This window comes from Frondihabitans sp. PAMC 28766 (assembly GCF_001577365.1).
Classification (GTDB): domain Bacteria; phylum Actinomycetota; class Actinomycetes; order Actinomycetales; family Microbacteriaceae; genus Frondihabitans.
Map to the genome: position 1 here is coordinate 2,279,310 of NZ_CP014513.1, position 16,516 is coordinate 2,295,825.

Below are 16,516 nucleotides of genomic sequence, written 5' to 3' on the forward strand. Positions count from 1 at the left end.
TTCATGATCGACCCGCTGGCCCGCCCGGCCCCCGAGGCAGCCCCGTCGCTGCTCGGGGCGGTCTTCCGGGCGGGCCCGGTCGCGATCCGGCTCACCGAGGTCGAGGCGTACGCGGGCGAGGGGCAGGATCCCGGGTCGCACGCGCACCGAGGCCCGACCCCGCGCACGCGCAGCATGTGGGGCCCTCCCGGCACGCTCTACGTCTACCTGTCGTACGGCATCCACCGCTGCGTCAACATCGTCTGCGGGCCGGTCGGTTCGCCCTCTGGCGTTCTGCTCCGAGCCGGCGAGGTCGTCGACGGGCTGGAGGTCGCGCGCTCGCGCCGGCCCGCCTCCCGCGGCGACGTCGACCTGGCCCGGGGCCCCGGCCGCCTGGGCACCGTGCTCGGCGTCTCGCTCGGCGACGACGGCTCGTCGGTGTCGACGCCCCCGTTCTCGCTGCTGTTCCCGACGCGTCCCAGCGACAGGATTCTGACAGGGCCGCGAGTCGGTGTGTCCGGTCACGCGGGCACCGACGCGTACTCCTGGCGATTCTTCCTCGACGACCCGACGGTCTCGCCCTACCGCCCGGCCACCGTTCGCCGTCGCCCCCGGTAAACTCACGGTGTGACGAGTCAGACGACGGCCGACATCCTGGCCTCCCAAGCGAACGATCCGACCTTCGACAACGTCTGGGACGAGATCGTGTATCGCGGGCTGGTGCACGTCTCGACCGATGCGGAGGCTCTGCGCGAGCTGCTCGGCGGCGACCCGATCACGTTCTACTGCGGATTCGACCCGACAGCGCCGAGCCTGCACCTCGGCAACCTCGTGCAGCTGCTCCTGATGCGGCGCCTGCAACTCGCCGGCCACAAACCGTTGGGTCTCGTCGGCGGCTCGACCGGCCTCATCGGCGATCCGCGGCCCACGGCAGAGCGCACGTTGAAGACTCGCGAGCAGACGGCCGAATGGGTCGAGCGCATCCGGGTGCACGTGACGAAGTTCCTCGAACCGTCGGGCCACAACGGCCTCCGGGTGGTCAACAACCTCGACTGGACCGAACCGCTCAGCGCCATCGAGTTCTTACGTGACATCGGCAAGAACTTCCGTGTGAACACCATGATCAAGAAAGACGCCGTCAGTGCGCGGCTGAACTCGGACGCGGGCATCAGCTACACCGAGTTCAGCTACCAGATCCTGCAGGGGCTCGACTACCGAGAGCTCTACCGCGCCTACGACTGCGTGCTGCAGACCGGGGGCAGCGACCAGTGGGGCAACCTCACGAGTGGCACCGAGCTGATCCGGCGGTCCGAGGGGGTGTCCGTGCATGCCATCGGAACGCCGCTGATCACCAACTCCGACGGCACGAAGTTCGGCAAGAGCGAAGGCAACGCCATCTGGCTCGACCCGTCGATGACATCGCCGTACGCGTTCTACCAGTTCTGGCTCAACTCCGACGATGCCGATGTGATCGAGCGGCTCAAGATCTTCACGTTCTTGAGCCGTGCCGAGATCGACGAGCTCGCCTCGGCGGTGGAGTCACGACCGTTCGCGCGTGAAGCCCAGAAGCGACTCGCCCTCGAGGTGACCGCACTGGTGCACGGAGCCGAGGCGGCGCAGGCTGCCATCGATGCCTCGGCTGCGCTGTTCGGGCAGGGCGACCTCGCCGTGCTGCCGGTCGACGTGCTCGAAGCGGCGATCGCCGAGTTGCCGCACGCATCGATCGATGCGACGACGACGGTGTCGCAGGCCCTGGTGGCCACGGGGTTGGTCGCGTCCCTGGGCGCAGCTCGCCGTGCCGCCGCCGAGGGCGGCGTCTACGTCAACAACGAGCGAGTATCTGACGAGGCGACTCCGATCTCTAGTCTCGTTCTCGGTGGTGGGCACGCAGTGCTGCGGCGAGGCAAGAAGACCCTGGCCGGCGTCACCCTCGCCCCCTGACCCGCGCGATTCCGGGCGGTCAGGATGCGACACGCCCGGGATGCGAGCAGGATTTGCCCCGACCCCGGGCCGCCCGTATTGTTTCTACCTGTCACCCCAAAGGAACGGCAAGCCCGGGCCTCAAGCGGGGACATCCTCTCCCTTCTTCCTCACTTGTGAGTCGAAGGGGTTGTGAGTAGGATTGCAAGTCTTCACCCTCTGGTTCACACCAGATGCTGACGGCCTTTGGGCCAGCGGAAGTCTAGTCGGACATCGTGTTTCACACGGTTTGACAGGGCCCGACAGGGTGGATAAGGTTTCAAAGTTGCCTCCGACGAAGTCCTGCTGGTCAGGGTGGGTTTGGGGTGCGTTTGGTCCTTGAGAACTCAACAGCGTGCACATTGTCAAATGCCAATTTATACCTCGGCATCTGGGTTTACTGTTTCTCCTTTGGAGTTGTGGTGTCTGGGTGTTGGGTTTCTTTGAGATTGAATGGACAACAATCGTCAGATTGTTTTGTTCTTTTGGTCAGCATCAAACTTGCTGCCATCTGCTTTTGGGTGGGTGGTGGTGTTTTTCTTTTACGGAGAGTTTGATCCTGGCTCAGGACGAACGCTGGCGGCGTGCTTAACACATGCAAGTCGAACGATGATCCCCAGCTTGCTGGGGGGATTAGTGGCGAACGGGTGAGTAACACGTGAGTAACCTGCCCTTGACTCTGGGATAAGCGTTGGAAACGACGTCTAATACCGGATATGACCCCTACCGGCATCGGTTGGGGGTGGAAAGATTTTTTGGTCAAGGATGGACTCGCGGCCTATCAGGTAGTTGGTGAGGTAATGGCTCACCAAGCCGACGACGGGTAGCCGGCCTGAGAGGGTGACCGGCCACACTGGGACTGAGACACGGCCCAGACTCCTACGGGAGGCAGCAGTGGGGAATATTGCACAATGGGCGAAAGCCTGATGCAGCAACGCCGCGTGAGGGATGACGGCCTTCGGGTTGTAAACCTCTTTTAGTAGGGAAGAAGCGAATGAATTTATTCTGAGTGACGGTACCTGCAGAAAAAGCACCGGCTAACTACGTGCCAGCAGCCGCGGTAATACGTAGGGTGCAAGCGTTGTCCGGAATTATTGGGCGTAAAGAGCTCGTAGGCGGTTTGTCGCGTCTGCTGTGAAATCTGGGGGCTCAACCCCCAGCCTGCAGTGGGTACGGGCAGACTAGAGTGCGGTAGGGGAGATTGGAATTCCTGGTGTAGCGGTGGAATGCGCAGATATCAGGAGGAACACCGATGGCGAAGGCAGATCTCTGGGCCGTAACTGACGCTGAGGAGCGAAAGCATGGGGAGCGAACAGGATTAGATACCCTGGTAGTCCATGCCGTAAACGTTGGGAACTAGATGTAGGGGCCATTCCACGGTTTCTGTGTCGCAGCTAACGCATTAAGTTCCCCGCCTGGGGAGTACGGCCGCAAGGCTAAAACTCAAAGGAATTGACGGGGGCCCGCACAAGCGGCGGAGCATGCGGATTAATTCGATGCAACGCGAAGAACCTTACCAAGGCTTGACATATACCGGAAACGTCCAGAGATGGTCGCCCCGCAAGGTCGGTATACAGGTGGTGCATGGTTGTCGTCAGCTCGTGTCGTGAGATGTTGGGTTAAGTCCCGCAACGAGCGCAACCCTCGTTCTATGTTGCCAGCACGTTATGGTGGGAACTCATAGGAGACTGCCGGGGTCAACTCGGAGGAAGGTGGGGATGACGTCAAATCATCATGCCCCTTATGTCTTGGGCTTCACGCATGCTACAATGGCCGATACAAAGGGCTGCAATACCGTAAGGTGGAGCGAATCCCAAAAAGTCGGTCTCAGTTCGGATTGAGGTCTGCAACTCGACCTCATGAAGTCGGAGTCGCTAGTAATCGCAGATCAGCAACGCTGCGGTGAATACGTTCCCGGGCCTTGTACACACCGCCCGTCAAGTCATGAAAGTCGGTAACACCCGAAGCCGGTGGCCCAACCCCTTGTGGGAGGGAGCTGTCGAAGGTGGGATCGGTGATTAGGACTAAGTCGTAACAAGGTAGCCGTACCGGAAGGTGCGGCTGGATCACCTCCTTTCTAAGGAGCATGCACCAGCCCCGCGGACTGTACTTTGCGTACATCCAGTCACGGGGATCAACTGGTCAAGTCACACTGCAGCGAATGTCTGTGGGTGGCGCTCATGGGTGGAACATTGACAGTGGCCTTCGAAGCGAAGGTCTTGTGCTTAGTACGGCTTCTTCGGGGGTTTGGAACGGTGTGAGGCTGGGTGTTTGGGGGCGTGCACGTTGTTGGGTCCTGAGGGACCGAACCAGCCGGCTGCGTAGAGCAGTTGTTTGGTTGAACTCCTCTGACGGACCAGGTTCGAGGGCATTTATTGCCGGTTGTTCCTGGGTCCGCCGGTTTTTTGAGAACTACACAGTGGACGCGAGCATCTTATGTGCTTGCCGGCGACAGGCTTTCGGGTCTGGAGTGAGGTGAGTATGTGAGTGCAATTTCTTCCCCAGCAGCGTGTCTGTTGGGGTAACGAGATAACACTGATTTACCGCGTCATGTCGGGCCTCTTCGGGGGTGCGTTGTGGCGTGGTTCTTTGTGGTCAAGTTTTTAAGAGCAAACGGTGGATGCCTTGGCATCTGGAGCCGAAGAAGGACGTAGAAATCTGCGATAAGCCTCGGGGAGCTGATAATCGAGCTGTGATCCGAGGGTCTCCGAATGGGGAAACCCCGCTAGGGCGCGTGCGTACCTGGTGACTCCCGCCTGAATATATAGGGCGGGTAGAGGGAACGTGGGGAAGTGAAACATCTCAGTACCCACAGGAAGAGAAAACAACAGTGATTCCGTGAGTAGTGGCGAGCGAAATCGGAAGAGGCTAAACCGGTCATGTGTGATAGACGGCGGTCGTTGCATGGTCGGGGTTGTGGGACATGTCGTCCTGTTCTGCCGGACAGGAGCAGTTACAGCGCATTATAGGCGAACCGGATTGAAAGCCGGGTCATAGAGGGTGCCAACCCCGTAGCCGAAATGGTGTTGCTGGCTGGACGTGGATCCCAAGTAGCACGGGGCCCGAGAAATCCCGTGTGAATCTGTCAGGACCACCTGATAAGCCTAAATACTCCCAGATGACCGATAGCGGACAAGTACCGTGAGGGAAAGGTGAAAAGTACCCCGGGAGGGGAGTGAAATAGTACCTGAAACCGTTTGCTTACAAACCGTTGGAGCCTCCTTAGTAGGGGTGACAGCGTGCCTTTTGAAGAATGAGCCTGCGAGTTAGCGATATGTGGCGAGGTTAACCCGTGAGGGGTAGCCGTAGCGAAAGCGAGTCTGAATAGGGCGATTCAGTCGCATGTCCTAGACCCGAAGCGAAGTGATCTATCCATGGCCAGGTTGAAGCGACGGTAAGACGTCGTGGAGGACCGAACCCACTTCAGTTGAAAATGGAGGGGATGAGCTGTGGATAGGGGTGAAAGGCCAATCAAACTTCGTGATAGCTGGTTCTCTCCGAAATGCATTTAGGTGCAGCGTTGCGTGTTTCTTGCCGGAGGTAGAGCTACTGGATGGCCGATGGGGCCCAAAAGCTTACTGACGTCAGCCAAACTCCGAATGCCGGTAAGTGAGAGCGCAGCAGTGAGACGGTGGGGATAAGCTTCATCGTCGAGAGGGAAACAACCCAGACTACCAACTAAGGTCCCTAAGCGTGTGCTAAGTGGGAAAGGATGTGGAGTTGCAGAGACAACCAGGAGGTTGGCTTAGAAGCAGCCACCCTTGAAAGAGTGCGTAATAGCTCACTGGTCAAGTGATTCCGCGCCGACAATGTAACGGGGCTCAAGCACACCACCGAAGTTGTAGATTTCGTATTTTTGACAGGCCTTCGTGGTCCAGTCGTACGGAGTGGTAGGAGAGCGTCGTGTGGCGAGTGAAGCGGCGGTGGAAACCAGCCGTGGACGCTACACGAGTGAGAATGCAGGCATGAGTAGCGAAAGACGGGTGAGAAACCCGTCCTCCGAAAGACCAAGGGTTCCAGGGCCAGGCTAATCCGCCCTGGGTAAGTCGGGACCTAAGGCGAGGCCGACAGGCGTAGTCGATGGACAACGGGTTGATATTCCCGTACCGGCGAAGAACCGCCCAAGATAATCCAGTGGTGCTAAGAGTCCTAACCCGGCTGAGTGGATCCCTTCGGGGTGATGCCGGCCGGTCTAACGCTCGACCCCATGCTGGTGCGTTTAGCGTATTAACAGGTGTGACGCAGGAAGGTAGCTGAGCCAGGCGATGGTATCCGTAAGGTGAACCTGGTGTAAGGATGTAGGGCTGACGATAGGCAAATCCGTCGTCAATGATGCTTGAGATCCGATGCGTACCCCGATTGGGGGAATTCAGTGATCCTATGCTGCCGAGAAAAGCATCGACGCGAGGTTCTAGCTGCCCGTACCCCAAACCGACTCAGGTGGTCAGGTAGAGAATACCAAGGAGATCGAGAGAATCGTGGTTAAGGAACTCGGCAAAATGCCCCCGTAACTTCGGGAGAAGGGGGGCCGGAACCGTGAACGGATTTACTCCGGGAGCGGGAAAGGCCGCAGAGACCAGTGGGAAGCGACTGTTTACTAAAAACACAGGTCCGTGCCAAGTCGCAAGACGATGTATACGGACTGACGCCTGCCCGGTGCTGGAAGGTTAAGAGGAACGGTTAGCCGCAAGGCGAAGCTGAGAATTTAAGCCCCAGTAAACGGCGGTGGTAACTATAACCATCCTAAGGTAGCGAAATTCCTTGTCGGGTAAGTTCCGACCTGCACGAATGGCGTAACGACTTCCCAGCTGTCTCAACCGCGAACTCGGCGAAATTGCACTACGAGTAAAGATGCTCGTTACGCGCAGCAGGACGGAAAGACCCCGTGACCTTTACTACAGCTTGGTATTGGTGTTCGGAGTGGCTTGTGTAGGATAGGTGGGAGACGGTGAAGCTCGGACGCTAGTTCGGGTGGAGTCATTGTTGAAATACCACTCTGGTCACTTTGGATATCTAACTACGAACCGTGATCCGGTTCTGGGACAGTGCCTGGTGGGTAGTTTAACTGGGGCGGTTGCCTCCTAAAAAGTAACGGAGGCGCCCAAAGGTTCCCTCAACCTGGTTGGCAATCAGGTGTCGAGTGTAAGTGCACAAGGGAGCTTGACTGTGAGACTGACAAGTCGAGCAGGGACGAAAGTCGGGACTAGTGATCCGGCAGTGGCTTGTGGAAGCGCTGTCGCTCAACGGATAAAAGGTACCTCGGGGATAACAGGCTGATCTTGCCCAAGAGTCCATATCGACGGCATGGTTTGGCACCTCGATGTCGGCTCGTCGCATCCTGGGGCTGGAGTAGGTCCCAAGGGTTGGGCTGTTCGCCCATTAAAGCGGTACGCGAGCTGGGTTTAGAACGTCGTGAGACAGTTCGGTCCCTATCCGCTGCGCGCGTAGGAAATTTGAGAAGATCTATCCCTAGTACGAGAGGACCGGGATGGACGAACCTCTGGTGTGTCAGTTGTTCTGCCAAGAGCACCGCTGATTAGCTACGTTCGGAACGGATAACCGCTGAAAGCATCTAAGCGGGAAGCCGGCTTCGAGATGAGATTTCCATCCCCTTCGGGGGGAGAGGCTCCCAGCTAGACTACTGGGTTGATAGGCCGGATGTGGAAGCGAGGACTAACGACTCGTGGAGCTGACCGGTACTAATAAGCCGATAACTTGACAACACCCCAACCCCTTCGTTCTGCGGGTTGGGCGGTGATGTTCGCGTCCACTATGTGGTTCCCGGAAAACGGTCGGACCGACCGTTGCACGGAACAGAAAACACAACAGAATCAGAAAATACAACAGAAGACAGAGCTATGTGTCGTGTGAACGACGCAGCCTGGAACACAGACTTCGTACCGGCGCACCGCGCACGTTACGACCTAGTGTTTCGGCGGCCATAGCGAGAGGGAAACGCCCGGTCACATTCCGAACCCGGAAGCTAAGACTCTCAGCGCCGATGGTACTGCAAGGGGGACCTTGTGGGAGAGTAGGACACCGCCGGACTCACCTTCGCTCCACCAACTGGTGCAGCACCAGCAAAGGCCACCCCACACGGGTGGCCTTTTCTGCGTTTAAGCGCCGTTGAGACGGCCTGTTAGTCTGTGGGGACAACACCACAGCAGGCCCCGCCGACGACCATCGGCACCCCGGCAGACATCGACGCACGGCCGACCGTGCGCCCACAGATTTTGAGGAGCACCCCGTGAGCGATCGCGATGACGACAACGAGAAGCGTCCGCGCGACCGCGACGGCGGATCCGACAGCAATAGGGGTGACAGCGGGCCCGCACGTGGCCGTGGTGAGAGACCAGACGGTGGTCGACCCGGCCGCGACGGTTCGCCGGCACGCGGCAGCCGACCGCCCTACAACCGCGGTGGCGACAACCGCGGTGGCGACAACCGCGGTGGCGACGACCGGCGCCCGGGCGACCGCAACGACCGAGGGGGGGAGCGCACATGGAGCCCTCGGCCGCCCAGGGGAGGGTCCGACCGACCTGCGCGCCCGTGGCAGGATCGCCCCGCCAACGGCCGTCCCTCCGGCGACCGCCCGGCATCGTCACGCCCTCCCCGCGGAGACGGCCCCTCGGGCGCGCCACGCGGTGGCTACCGTGACCGTCCCGAGGAGGGTCGACCGCAGCGCGGCCGGCCGGCTTCCGATCGTCCGTCTGGCAGCCGTCCCCGTGACGACCGCGCGAGCGGCGGGCGTCCGCCGACGAGTCGCCCCGGCACAGGTCGACCTTCAACGGGCCGCCCCAACGGCGACCGCCCTGGGACGGGTCGCTCTGACGGCGACCGCCCCGGCTACGACCGTCCCGGCTACGACCGTCCGCGAAGCGGCTCCCCGCGCTCAGGCGGCCCCCGCTCCGAACGGCCCGGCTCGGACCGGCCCGGCTCCGATCGCGGCTCGCGTTCGGGCCGTGACTCTCGCGACGGCGGAGGGCAGTGGGAGGACCGTGACCCGCTGGGCCTGCGCTCCGTCCGACCCCGGCAGTTCGAGCCGCACCTGCCCGACGAGATCGAACCGCGGCAGCTCGACAAGGTGGCCCGCGCCGAGCTGAAGACACTGAGCAAAGAGAACGCCGACTTCGTGGCGCGTCACCTCGTGATGGCAGGGCAGGTGATCGACGAGGATCCTGCGCTCGCTCACCAGCACGCCCAGGCTGCCGGTCGTCGCGCCGGCCGCATCGCCGTCGTCCGCGAGACGATAGCCATCACTGCCTACGCCCTCGAGGACTACGCGTTGACGCTGCGCGAACTGCGCACCTACCGCCGCATCTCGGGCCGCAACGACCAACTGCCTCTCATGGTCGACAGTGAGCGTGGTCTCGAGCGCCCGGATCGTGCTCTCGAGCTCGGCCGCTCGGTCGACATCGAGACGCTCGAGGTGCCGGTGCGGGTGTCGCTCGCGATCGCCATGTCGGGTGCGCGGCTCGACCTCGGCCAGACGGACGTCGCTCTCCGCGAGCTCGAGATTCCGCAGCTGGATCGCACCCGCGCCTACGGTTACAGCCCCGACCTCTTCGACGCCTACGGCACCGTGCTCGAAGAGCTCGAGCGCGCCGACGAGGCGGCCGACTGGTTCGCCCTGGCCCGCCGGGCCCGTGCGGCACTGAACACCCTGGACATCGAGGAGGACCGTGAAACTGTCGAGATCGTGGAAGAAGAGCTCGAAGGGTTCGACGGAGACGACGTCGCCCTCGACGACGAGCTCAGCGGAGACGGCGAGCCCGCAGCCGAGCTCGGCGATGAGCCCGACGAGCCCGACGAGCCCGACGAGCCCGCAGCGCCCGGAGAACCCGAAGAGTCCGACGAAGGCGACGAGCCCCGCGAGTGAGTCGCGCCGCCTGCTCGATGGCGTCGACGTCATCTTGACGGATCTGGACGGTGTGGTCTACACAGGGCGCAACGCCGTCCCGCACGCCGTCGAGAGCCTCAATCAGGCGGCCGAGCACATCCGCATCGGCTACATCACCAACAACGCCTCGCGCACGGCCGAGACCGTCGCCGCGCAGCTGAGCGGCTTCGGGCTGACGGTCTCGGGCGACGACGTCGTCACGTCTCCGCAGGCGGCGATCCGCCTTCTCGTCGACCTGGTACCGAAGGGCTCGTCGATCCTCGTGGTCGGCGGCGACGGGCTGACGAGCGTTGTCGAGTCGGCAGGATTCGAAGTGGTGCGGTCGGCCGACGACAAGCCGGCCGCCGTCGTGCAGGGATTCGCACCCGAGGTCGGCTGGAAGGACCTCGCGGAGGCCTCGTTCGCCCTCGCCGAAGACATCCCGTGGGTGGCGACGAACCAGGACTGGACGATCCCGCAGGAGCGCGGCATCGCCCCCGGCAACGGCACGCTGGTCTCGGCCGTGCACACTGCCGTCGGCAAGCTGCCGACCGTCGCCGGCAAGCCCGAGAAGGCGATCTTCGACGCCGCGGTCGAGCGCTTCGGTGCGAAGCACCCGATCTTCATCGGCGACCGTCTCGACACCGACGTCGTCGGAGCAAACAAGGCCGGCATCCCCTCCGTGCTCGTGCTGACGGGCATCGACAAGGCCAAGCAGGTGCTCGCGGCCCCCGAAGGCAGCCGACCCGACTTCGTCCTGGAAGACCTGCGTCAGCTCCACGAGGAGTACCCCGCGACGACCGAGAGCGCAGGATCACAGGGCGCTCGTGTGTTCACGGTCGGCGCCTCCAGCGTCGCACTGCGTGGCAACCGCGTGGTGATCGTCGAGGCGGGCACCTCGCCGACCGACCTGCTGCGAGCGGGGGCGGCTGCCGTGTGGGGGAGCGGTCTGATGATCTGGGGGCTCGACGTCGACTCGGGCCTGTACGAGAAGTAGGGCTGCACGCGAGGGAGGTCGGCTCGCGAGCCTGTGGAGAGTCGACCGCCGCTGTCGGCGGCCTCCGTTAGTGTGGCTTGATCATGGCAGAAGACAACGACACGGTCGACGGGCTGATCTCGCGGCTGAACGTCATCGACGGGCAGCCGCTCGATCAGCGTGCGACCGCGTTCGCGCAGATCCACGACGAGCTGCGTGCCGCTCTCGACGACCCCGGGTCCACCGCGCGTTGAGTTCTGACTCTCCGGCGGCCGGTGGCGCAGAGCGGCTCGACGTCGCGCTCACCTCGCGAGGTCTGGCCCGATCGCGAACCCACGCCCATCGCATCCTGGCCGACGGCCTCGTGACGGTCGACGGCCGGCCCGTGCTCAAGGCCTCGTCGCCGACGCGCGCGTCGCAGACCATCGAGGTCGCGGGGCTCGACCACTACGTCAGCCGCGCGGCCCATAAGCTCGTGGGCGCGCTCGACGAGTTCGGGGTCGACCCGCGCGGCCGGGCCGCTCTCGACGTGGGCGCCTCGACCGGCGGCTTCACGCAGGTGCTGCTCGAGCGCGGCGCCTCGTCGGTCGTGGCCCTCGACGTGGGCCACGCGCAGCTCGCCCCCGCGATCCGCAGCGACTCGCGGGTGACGACTGTCGAAGGCGTCAACGCCCGCTATCTCACGGCCGAGCAGCTCACCTCGCTCGCGCCGGCCCGAGCCGACATCGATCTGGTCGTCGGCGACCTCTCGTTCATCTCGCTGCCCCTGGTGCTTCCGGCGCTGGTCGCGAGCGTGCCGGCCGGCGCCGACTTCGTGCTGCTCGTCAAGCCGCAGTTCGAGGTGGGTCGCCAGGGCATCCGCGAGGGCATCGTGCACGACCAGCGGCTGCGGGCCGACGCGGTCACCGGTGTGCTCTGGGCGGCGCACGACTTGGGGCTCGGCACCCTCGGGGTCTCGCCGTCGCCGATCGTCGGTACGAACGGCAACCGCGAGTACAGCATCCATCTCGCGGCCGGGCGGGGCGTGAATCCGACAGAATGGATCACACGGGTCGACGACATGACAGGAGGGTGAGCCATCACCACCAGCAAGCAGCGGCACATCCTGATCGTGTCCCACACCGGCCGGCGCGACTCCATCGACGCCGCCCTCGAGGTATGCGCCCTCCTGTCGGCCGTCGCGGTTGCACCCGTGCTGCCCCGTGACGAGTACGACGACATCCGTGCGGCCGAGCCCGAGTTCGACGGCGTCGAGATCCTGTCGGAAGACGTGTCGATCGACGACATCGAATCGGTGATCGTGCTGGGCGGCGACGGCACCATCCTGCGGGCAGCCGAACTCGTCCGCGGCACGCGGGCGCCGATCGTCGGCGTCAACCTCGGGCACGTGGGGTTCCTCGCCGAGAGCGAGCGCGAAGACCTTCACGACACGGTGCAGCGCGTGCTGGTCTTCGACTACGAGGTCGAGGAGCGTTTCGCGCTCGACGTCGACGTACTGGTCGACGGCAAGCGGGTCTTCAGCACGTGGGCCCTCAACGAGGCCACCGTCGAGAAGGCCGCCCGCGAGCGGATGCTCGAGGTCGTGATCGAGGTCGACGGCCGGCCGCTGTCGTCGTTCGGCTGCGACGGCGTGGTCATGTCGACGCCGACCGGGTCGACGGCTTACAACTTCTCGGCCGGTGGCCCGGTCGTGTGGCCTGAGGTCGATGCGATGATCCTGGTGCCGCTGAGCGCGCACGCGCTCTTCGCGCGGCCGCTCGTGGTCGGCCCCGAGTCGTCGTTCGCCGTCGAGGTGCTCAGCCGCACCGACGGCTCGGGTGTGCTCTGGTGCGACGGCCGCCGGGCTCACACGCTCGAGCCCGGCGCTCGTGTCGTCGCCCGCCGCTCGAAGAAGCCCGTGCGTCTCGCGCGTTTGCGGCGTGCGCCGTTCACCGACCGGCTCGTCGCGAAGTTCCACCTGCCCGTCACCGGCTGGCGCGGCCCGCAGAGCCCGCGGACGGACGGCCTATGACGCAGGTCGCCGCATGATCGAAGACATCTCCATCCGAGACCTCGGCGTGATCGGCCAGGCGTCGCTGCCCCTCGGCCCCGGCTTCACGGCCGTCACCGGCGAGACGGGCGCAGGCAAGACCATGGTCGTGTCGGCGCTGGGTCTGCTGCTCGGCCAACGTGCCGACGGCGGCGCCGTGCGCTCGGGCAGCCCGCAGGCCGTCGTCGACGGGCGCTGGAGCATCCCAGACGACGGGCCGGTCGCCGAGCGCGTGCGCGATGCCGGCGGCGACGTCGACGACGGTGAGCTCTTCCTCAGCCGCATCGTGTCGAGCGAAGGCCGAAGCCGCGCCGTCGTCGGGGGCCGGAGCGCCCCGGTCGGCGTGCTGGGCGACCTCGCCGACCACCTCGTCGTGGTGCACGGGCAGTCCGAGCAGATCCGCCTGAAGTCACAGTCGGCGCAGCGTTCGGCGGTCGATGCGCACGGCGGAGTGCCTCTGGCCGCGGCGCTTGCCGCCTACCGGGCGGCGTTCGACGCCTGGAAGGCCGCGCAGGCCGAGCTCGACGAGATCACCGGTGACCGCGACGCGCGGTTGGCCGAGGCGGCGACCCTCCGGGCCGCCATCGACGAGATCGAGGCCGTCGCCCCGCAGCCCGCCGAAGACGTCGAGCTCGACGCCTCGGCCGAGCGGCTGAGCAACGCCGAAGACCTCCGGCTGGCCGCCGGCCTCGCCCACGAGGTGCTGTCGAGCGAGGCCCTCGAGGGCGCGCCCGACGTGCTGACGATGGTCGAAGAGGCCCGCCGCCAGGTCGAGCACGTCTCGCAGCACGACCCCGAGCTGCGGGCCATCGCCGACCTGCTGGCAGAGGTCAGCGCGCAGGTCTCCGAGACCTCGTCCCGCCTGTCGAGCTATCTCGGGTCGCTGGACGCCGACTCGTCGCGCGAGCTCGAGGCCGTCCAGGCCCGCCGCGCCGATCTCGGCGCACTCGTCCGCAAGTACGGGCCGACGCTCGACGACGCCGTGCGGCTGCTCGACGACGGTTCACGCCGCCTGATGGAACTGGACGGCGACGACGACCGGGTCGAGCAGCTCGAACGCGAGGTCGGCGAGCACGAGGCCCAGGCGATTCGGGCCGCAGCGGCCGTGACCGAGCTGCGCGTGGCATCCGGGGCCGACCTGTCCCGGCGCGTGAGCGACGAGCTGACCGCTCTCGCGATGTCGGGCGCCGAGCTCGTCGTCGAGGTGACGCCGCGCGACGAGCTCGGCACGTCGGGGGCCGACCGCGTCGAGCTGTTGCTGCGGCCGCACTCCGGCAGCGAGCCCCGGCCCCTCGGTCGCGGTGCCTCGGGCGGTGAGCTCTCGCGCGTGATGCTCGCGATCGAGGTCGTCATGGCCGCCTCGAGCGACGTTCCCACGTTCGTCTTCGACGAGGTCGACGCGGGAGTCGGCGGCTCGGCCGCGATCGAAATCGGGCGGCGCCTCGCCTTGCTGGCCGAGCGCGCTCAGGTGATCGTGGTGACGCACCTCGCGCAGGTCGCCGCCTTCGCGACGAACCACCTCCGCGTGGTCAAAGACGCTTCGGGCGCGGTCACCGCGTCGAGCGTCCAGCAGCTGCAGGGCGACGAGCGCGTCGCCGAGATGGCACGGCTGCTCTCCGGCCTGCCCGACAGCGAGAGCGGGCTCGAGCACGCGCGCGAGCTGCTCGACATGGCGGCGGCGCGGCCCGAGCCTGAGCCCGACGCCGCGCCGCGATATACCCGCAGTGCTCAGCCCTTGACGCCGCCGGTCGACAGGCCGCTCTGCCAGAAGCGCTGCAGGTAGAGGAAGGCGATGACGAGCGGCAGGATCGAGATCAGCGACCCGGTGATGACGCTCGAGAACAGCGCCTGCGAGCCGCCGCCACCCGACGACGACGCCGCCTCCCACTGCGAGAGCCCGACCGTCAGCGGGAACAGCGTCTGCGTGTTCAGCATGATCAGCGGCAGGAAGTAGTTGTTCCACGTCGCGACCAGGGCGAACAGCAGAACGGTGACGATGCCGGGGCCGAGCAGTCGCAGGGCGACTTGGAAGAAGATCCGGAACTCGCCCGCACCGTCGATCCTGGCAGCCTCCATCAGGCTCGTGTCGACGGCGTCGGCCGCGTAGACGCTCATCAGAAAGACGCCGAAGGGGCTGACGAGCGACGGCAGGATCACCGCGAGCGGGGTGTCGGTCAGGCCGGCCCGAGAGAAGAGCAGGAACGTCGGGATCGCCAGAGCGGTCGTCGGGATCATGATGGCGCCGAGCACGCTGTAGAAGAGCGCCCGTGACCCGGGGAAGGCGTACTTCGCGAAGGCGTAACCGGCTGCCGTCGCGAAGAAGGCCGCCAGCACCGCGCTCACGATCGCGTAGAATAGTGTGTTGAGCATCCAGTGCCAGAAGATGCCGCCCTGGTAGGTCGACAGCGACTCGACGTTGGCGATCAGGTTGAAGTGGCCGAACCAGTACCCGAAGGTCGAGAACAGGTCGCTGTTGTCTTTCGTCGCCGAGATGACGAGCCAGATCAGGGGGAGCAGGAAGTAGGCCGCGATCACCCAGAGGATGACGGTGAGGAGCTTGCTGCGCTGGGATCCTGCCCGGCCCTTGCTGTGGCGGCGCAGCGACGGTCGCGCGGCCCTCGGGGTCGAGACGACAGGATGGTCGGTTGCGGTGGCGCTCATTCGGAGGCTCCTCGGCGCTGCTGGCGCTGCTGCGCGATCTGGACGATGAACGAGATGATCATGATGACGAATCCCAAGGCGAAGGCGATGGTGGCGGCGTAGTTCACGTCGTGGTTGACGAACGCCAGCGTGTAGGCGTAGAGGTTCGGCGTGTAGGACGACGAGATCGCGTTGGGGGCGATCGACGAGAGCAACTGCGGCTCGTTGAACAGCTGGAAGGTGCCGATGATCGAGAAGATCACGGTCAGCATGATCGCCGGACGGATGGACGGGATCTTGATGCTCCAGGCGATCCGGAACTGGCCGGCGCCGTCGATCTCGGCGGCCTCGTAGAGCTCGGTCGGGATCGACCGGAGGGCCGAGTACATGATGATCATGTTGTAGCCGACGAACTCCCACGTGACGATGTTCATCAGCGAGCCCAGCACGTTCGCGTTGCTCAACAGGTTGGGCGCATGGATGTGGAAGAACTGGAAGAGCTGCGTGATCGGCCCGAAGTCGGCGCCGTAGATGTAGCCCCAGAGGAGCGTCGCGACGACGCCCGGCACGGCGTACGGGATGAAGATCAGCAGGCGGGCACCCGTGGAGGCTCGAGCGCGACCCGAGTCGATGGCGAGGGCCACGAAGAGCGCGAGGCACACCATGACCGGCACCTGGATGACGAGGAAGAGCCCCATCCGCCCGAGACCGCCGAGGAACTGGCTGTCGGTGAAGGCGCGGACGTAGTTGGCGATGCCGACGAACGAGGTGCCGCCGACGAGCTTGGTCTGGAAGAGGCTGAGGTAGCCCGAATAGAACAGCGGCACGACGAGCATCGCCGCGAAGACGACGAAGAAGGGGGCGATGAGCACGTAGGCGGCGATGTGCTGCCGACGCTTGTCGCTCGAGGGTCGGCGCGTGGGCCGGCCGAGGCGGGCCGACCGGGCCGGTCGAGAGGCTGCGACGGTGGTCGCTGGAGTCGTCACGATGGGGCCTTTCGTGAGGTGACGGAGAAGAAGGGGTGGGCAGGAGGCCGGCGCGCGGCCTCCTGCCC

10 protein-coding genes and 3 rRNA genes are annotated in these 16,516 nt (G+C 64.6%); 11 read left to right on the plus strand and 2 right to left on the minus strand.

Annotated features, from left to right (window positions below):
* Positions 1-3 precede the first annotated feature (3 nt).
* The 11 genes from AX769_RS11015 to recN all read left to right on the plus strand — a co-directional run bounded on the left by AX769_RS11015 (position 4) and on the right by recN (position 14,605).
* On the plus strand, positions 4-597 hold the full coding sequence (locus tag AX769_RS11015) for a DNA-3-methyladenine glycosylase (RefSeq protein WP_066279178.1): 594 nt from the start codon (positions 4-6) through the stop codon (positions 595-597).
* Positions 598-606: 9 nt separating this feature from the next.
* Positions 607-1,920, plus strand: coding sequence for a tyrosine--tRNA ligase (gene tyrS / locus AX769_RS11020; RefSeq protein ID WP_066279182.1), 1,314 nt, complete (start codon positions 607-609; stop codon positions 1,918-1,920).
* A 559-nt stretch (positions 1,921-2,479) separates the two neighbouring features.
* A 16S ribosomal RNA gene (locus AX769_RS11025) occupies positions 2,480-4,015 on the plus strand.
* A gap of 516 nt (positions 4,016-4,531) precedes the next feature.
* Positions 4,532-7,661, plus strand: a 23S ribosomal RNA gene (locus tag AX769_RS11030).
* A 208-nt stretch (positions 7,662-7,869) separates the two neighbouring features.
* A 5S ribosomal RNA gene (gene rrf / locus AX769_RS11035) occupies positions 7,870-7,986 on the plus strand.
* Together the 16S, 23S and 5S rRNA genes form the textbook arrangement of a ribosomal RNA operon.
* A 1,036-nt stretch (positions 7,987-9,022) precedes the next feature.
* Positions 9,023-9,817, plus strand: a complete 795-nt coding sequence (locus AX769_RS23940; RefSeq protein ID WP_157887579.1) for a hypothetical protein — start codon at positions 9,023-9,025, stop codon at positions 9,815-9,817.
* On the plus strand, positions 9,729-10,814 hold the full coding sequence (locus AX769_RS11045; protein WP_082763742.1) for an HAD-IIA family hydrolase: 1,086 nt from the start codon (positions 9,729-9,731) through the stop codon (positions 10,812-10,814). The genes AX769_RS23940 and AX769_RS11045 overlap by 89 nt, the downstream gene beginning before the upstream one ends.
* An 83-nt stretch (positions 10,815-10,897) precedes the next feature.
* Complete coding sequence (locus AX769_RS24695; RefSeq protein ID WP_204249200.1) at positions 10,898-11,047, plus strand: hypothetical protein; 150 nt, start codon at positions 10,898-10,900, stop codon at positions 11,045-11,047.
* Positions 11,044-11,868: a TlyA family RNA methyltransferase gene (locus AX769_RS11050; protein ID WP_066279185.1), complete on the plus strand. Its 825-nt coding sequence runs from the start codon at positions 11,044-11,046 to the stop codon at positions 11,866-11,868. Before AX769_RS24695 ends, AX769_RS11050 begins: the two co-directional genes overlap by 4 nt.
* Before the next feature lie 36 nt (positions 11,869-11,904).
* Positions 11,905-12,804 (plus strand): NAD kinase, encoded by a 900-nt coding sequence (locus AX769_RS11055; protein ID WP_239451760.1) that lies wholly within the window; start codon positions 11,905-11,907, stop codon positions 12,802-12,804.
* A 13-nt stretch (positions 12,805-12,817) separates the two neighbouring features.
* Positions 12,818-14,605: a DNA repair protein RecN gene (recN, locus tag AX769_RS11060; RefSeq protein WP_082763743.1), complete on the plus strand. Its 1,788-nt coding sequence runs from the start codon at positions 12,818-12,820 to the stop codon at positions 14,603-14,605.
* On the opposite strand, the gene AX769_RS11065 is transcribed toward recN, so the two are convergent.
* Both AX769_RS11065 and AX769_RS11070 read right to left on the minus strand, forming a co-directional pair.
* A complete protein-coding gene (locus AX769_RS11065; protein ID WP_066279194.1) occupies positions 14,551-15,483 on the minus strand; it encodes a carbohydrate ABC transporter permease in 933 nt (310 codons plus the stop codon). The genes recN and AX769_RS11065 overlap by 55 nt on opposite strands.
* Positions 15,480-16,448 (minus strand): carbohydrate ABC transporter permease, encoded by a 969-nt coding sequence (locus AX769_RS11070; protein WP_066279196.1) that lies wholly within the window; start codon positions 16,446-16,448, stop codon positions 15,480-15,482. Before AX769_RS11070 ends, AX769_RS11065 begins: the two co-directional genes overlap by 4 nt.
* Between the last annotated feature and the right edge of the window lie 68 nt (positions 16,449-16,516).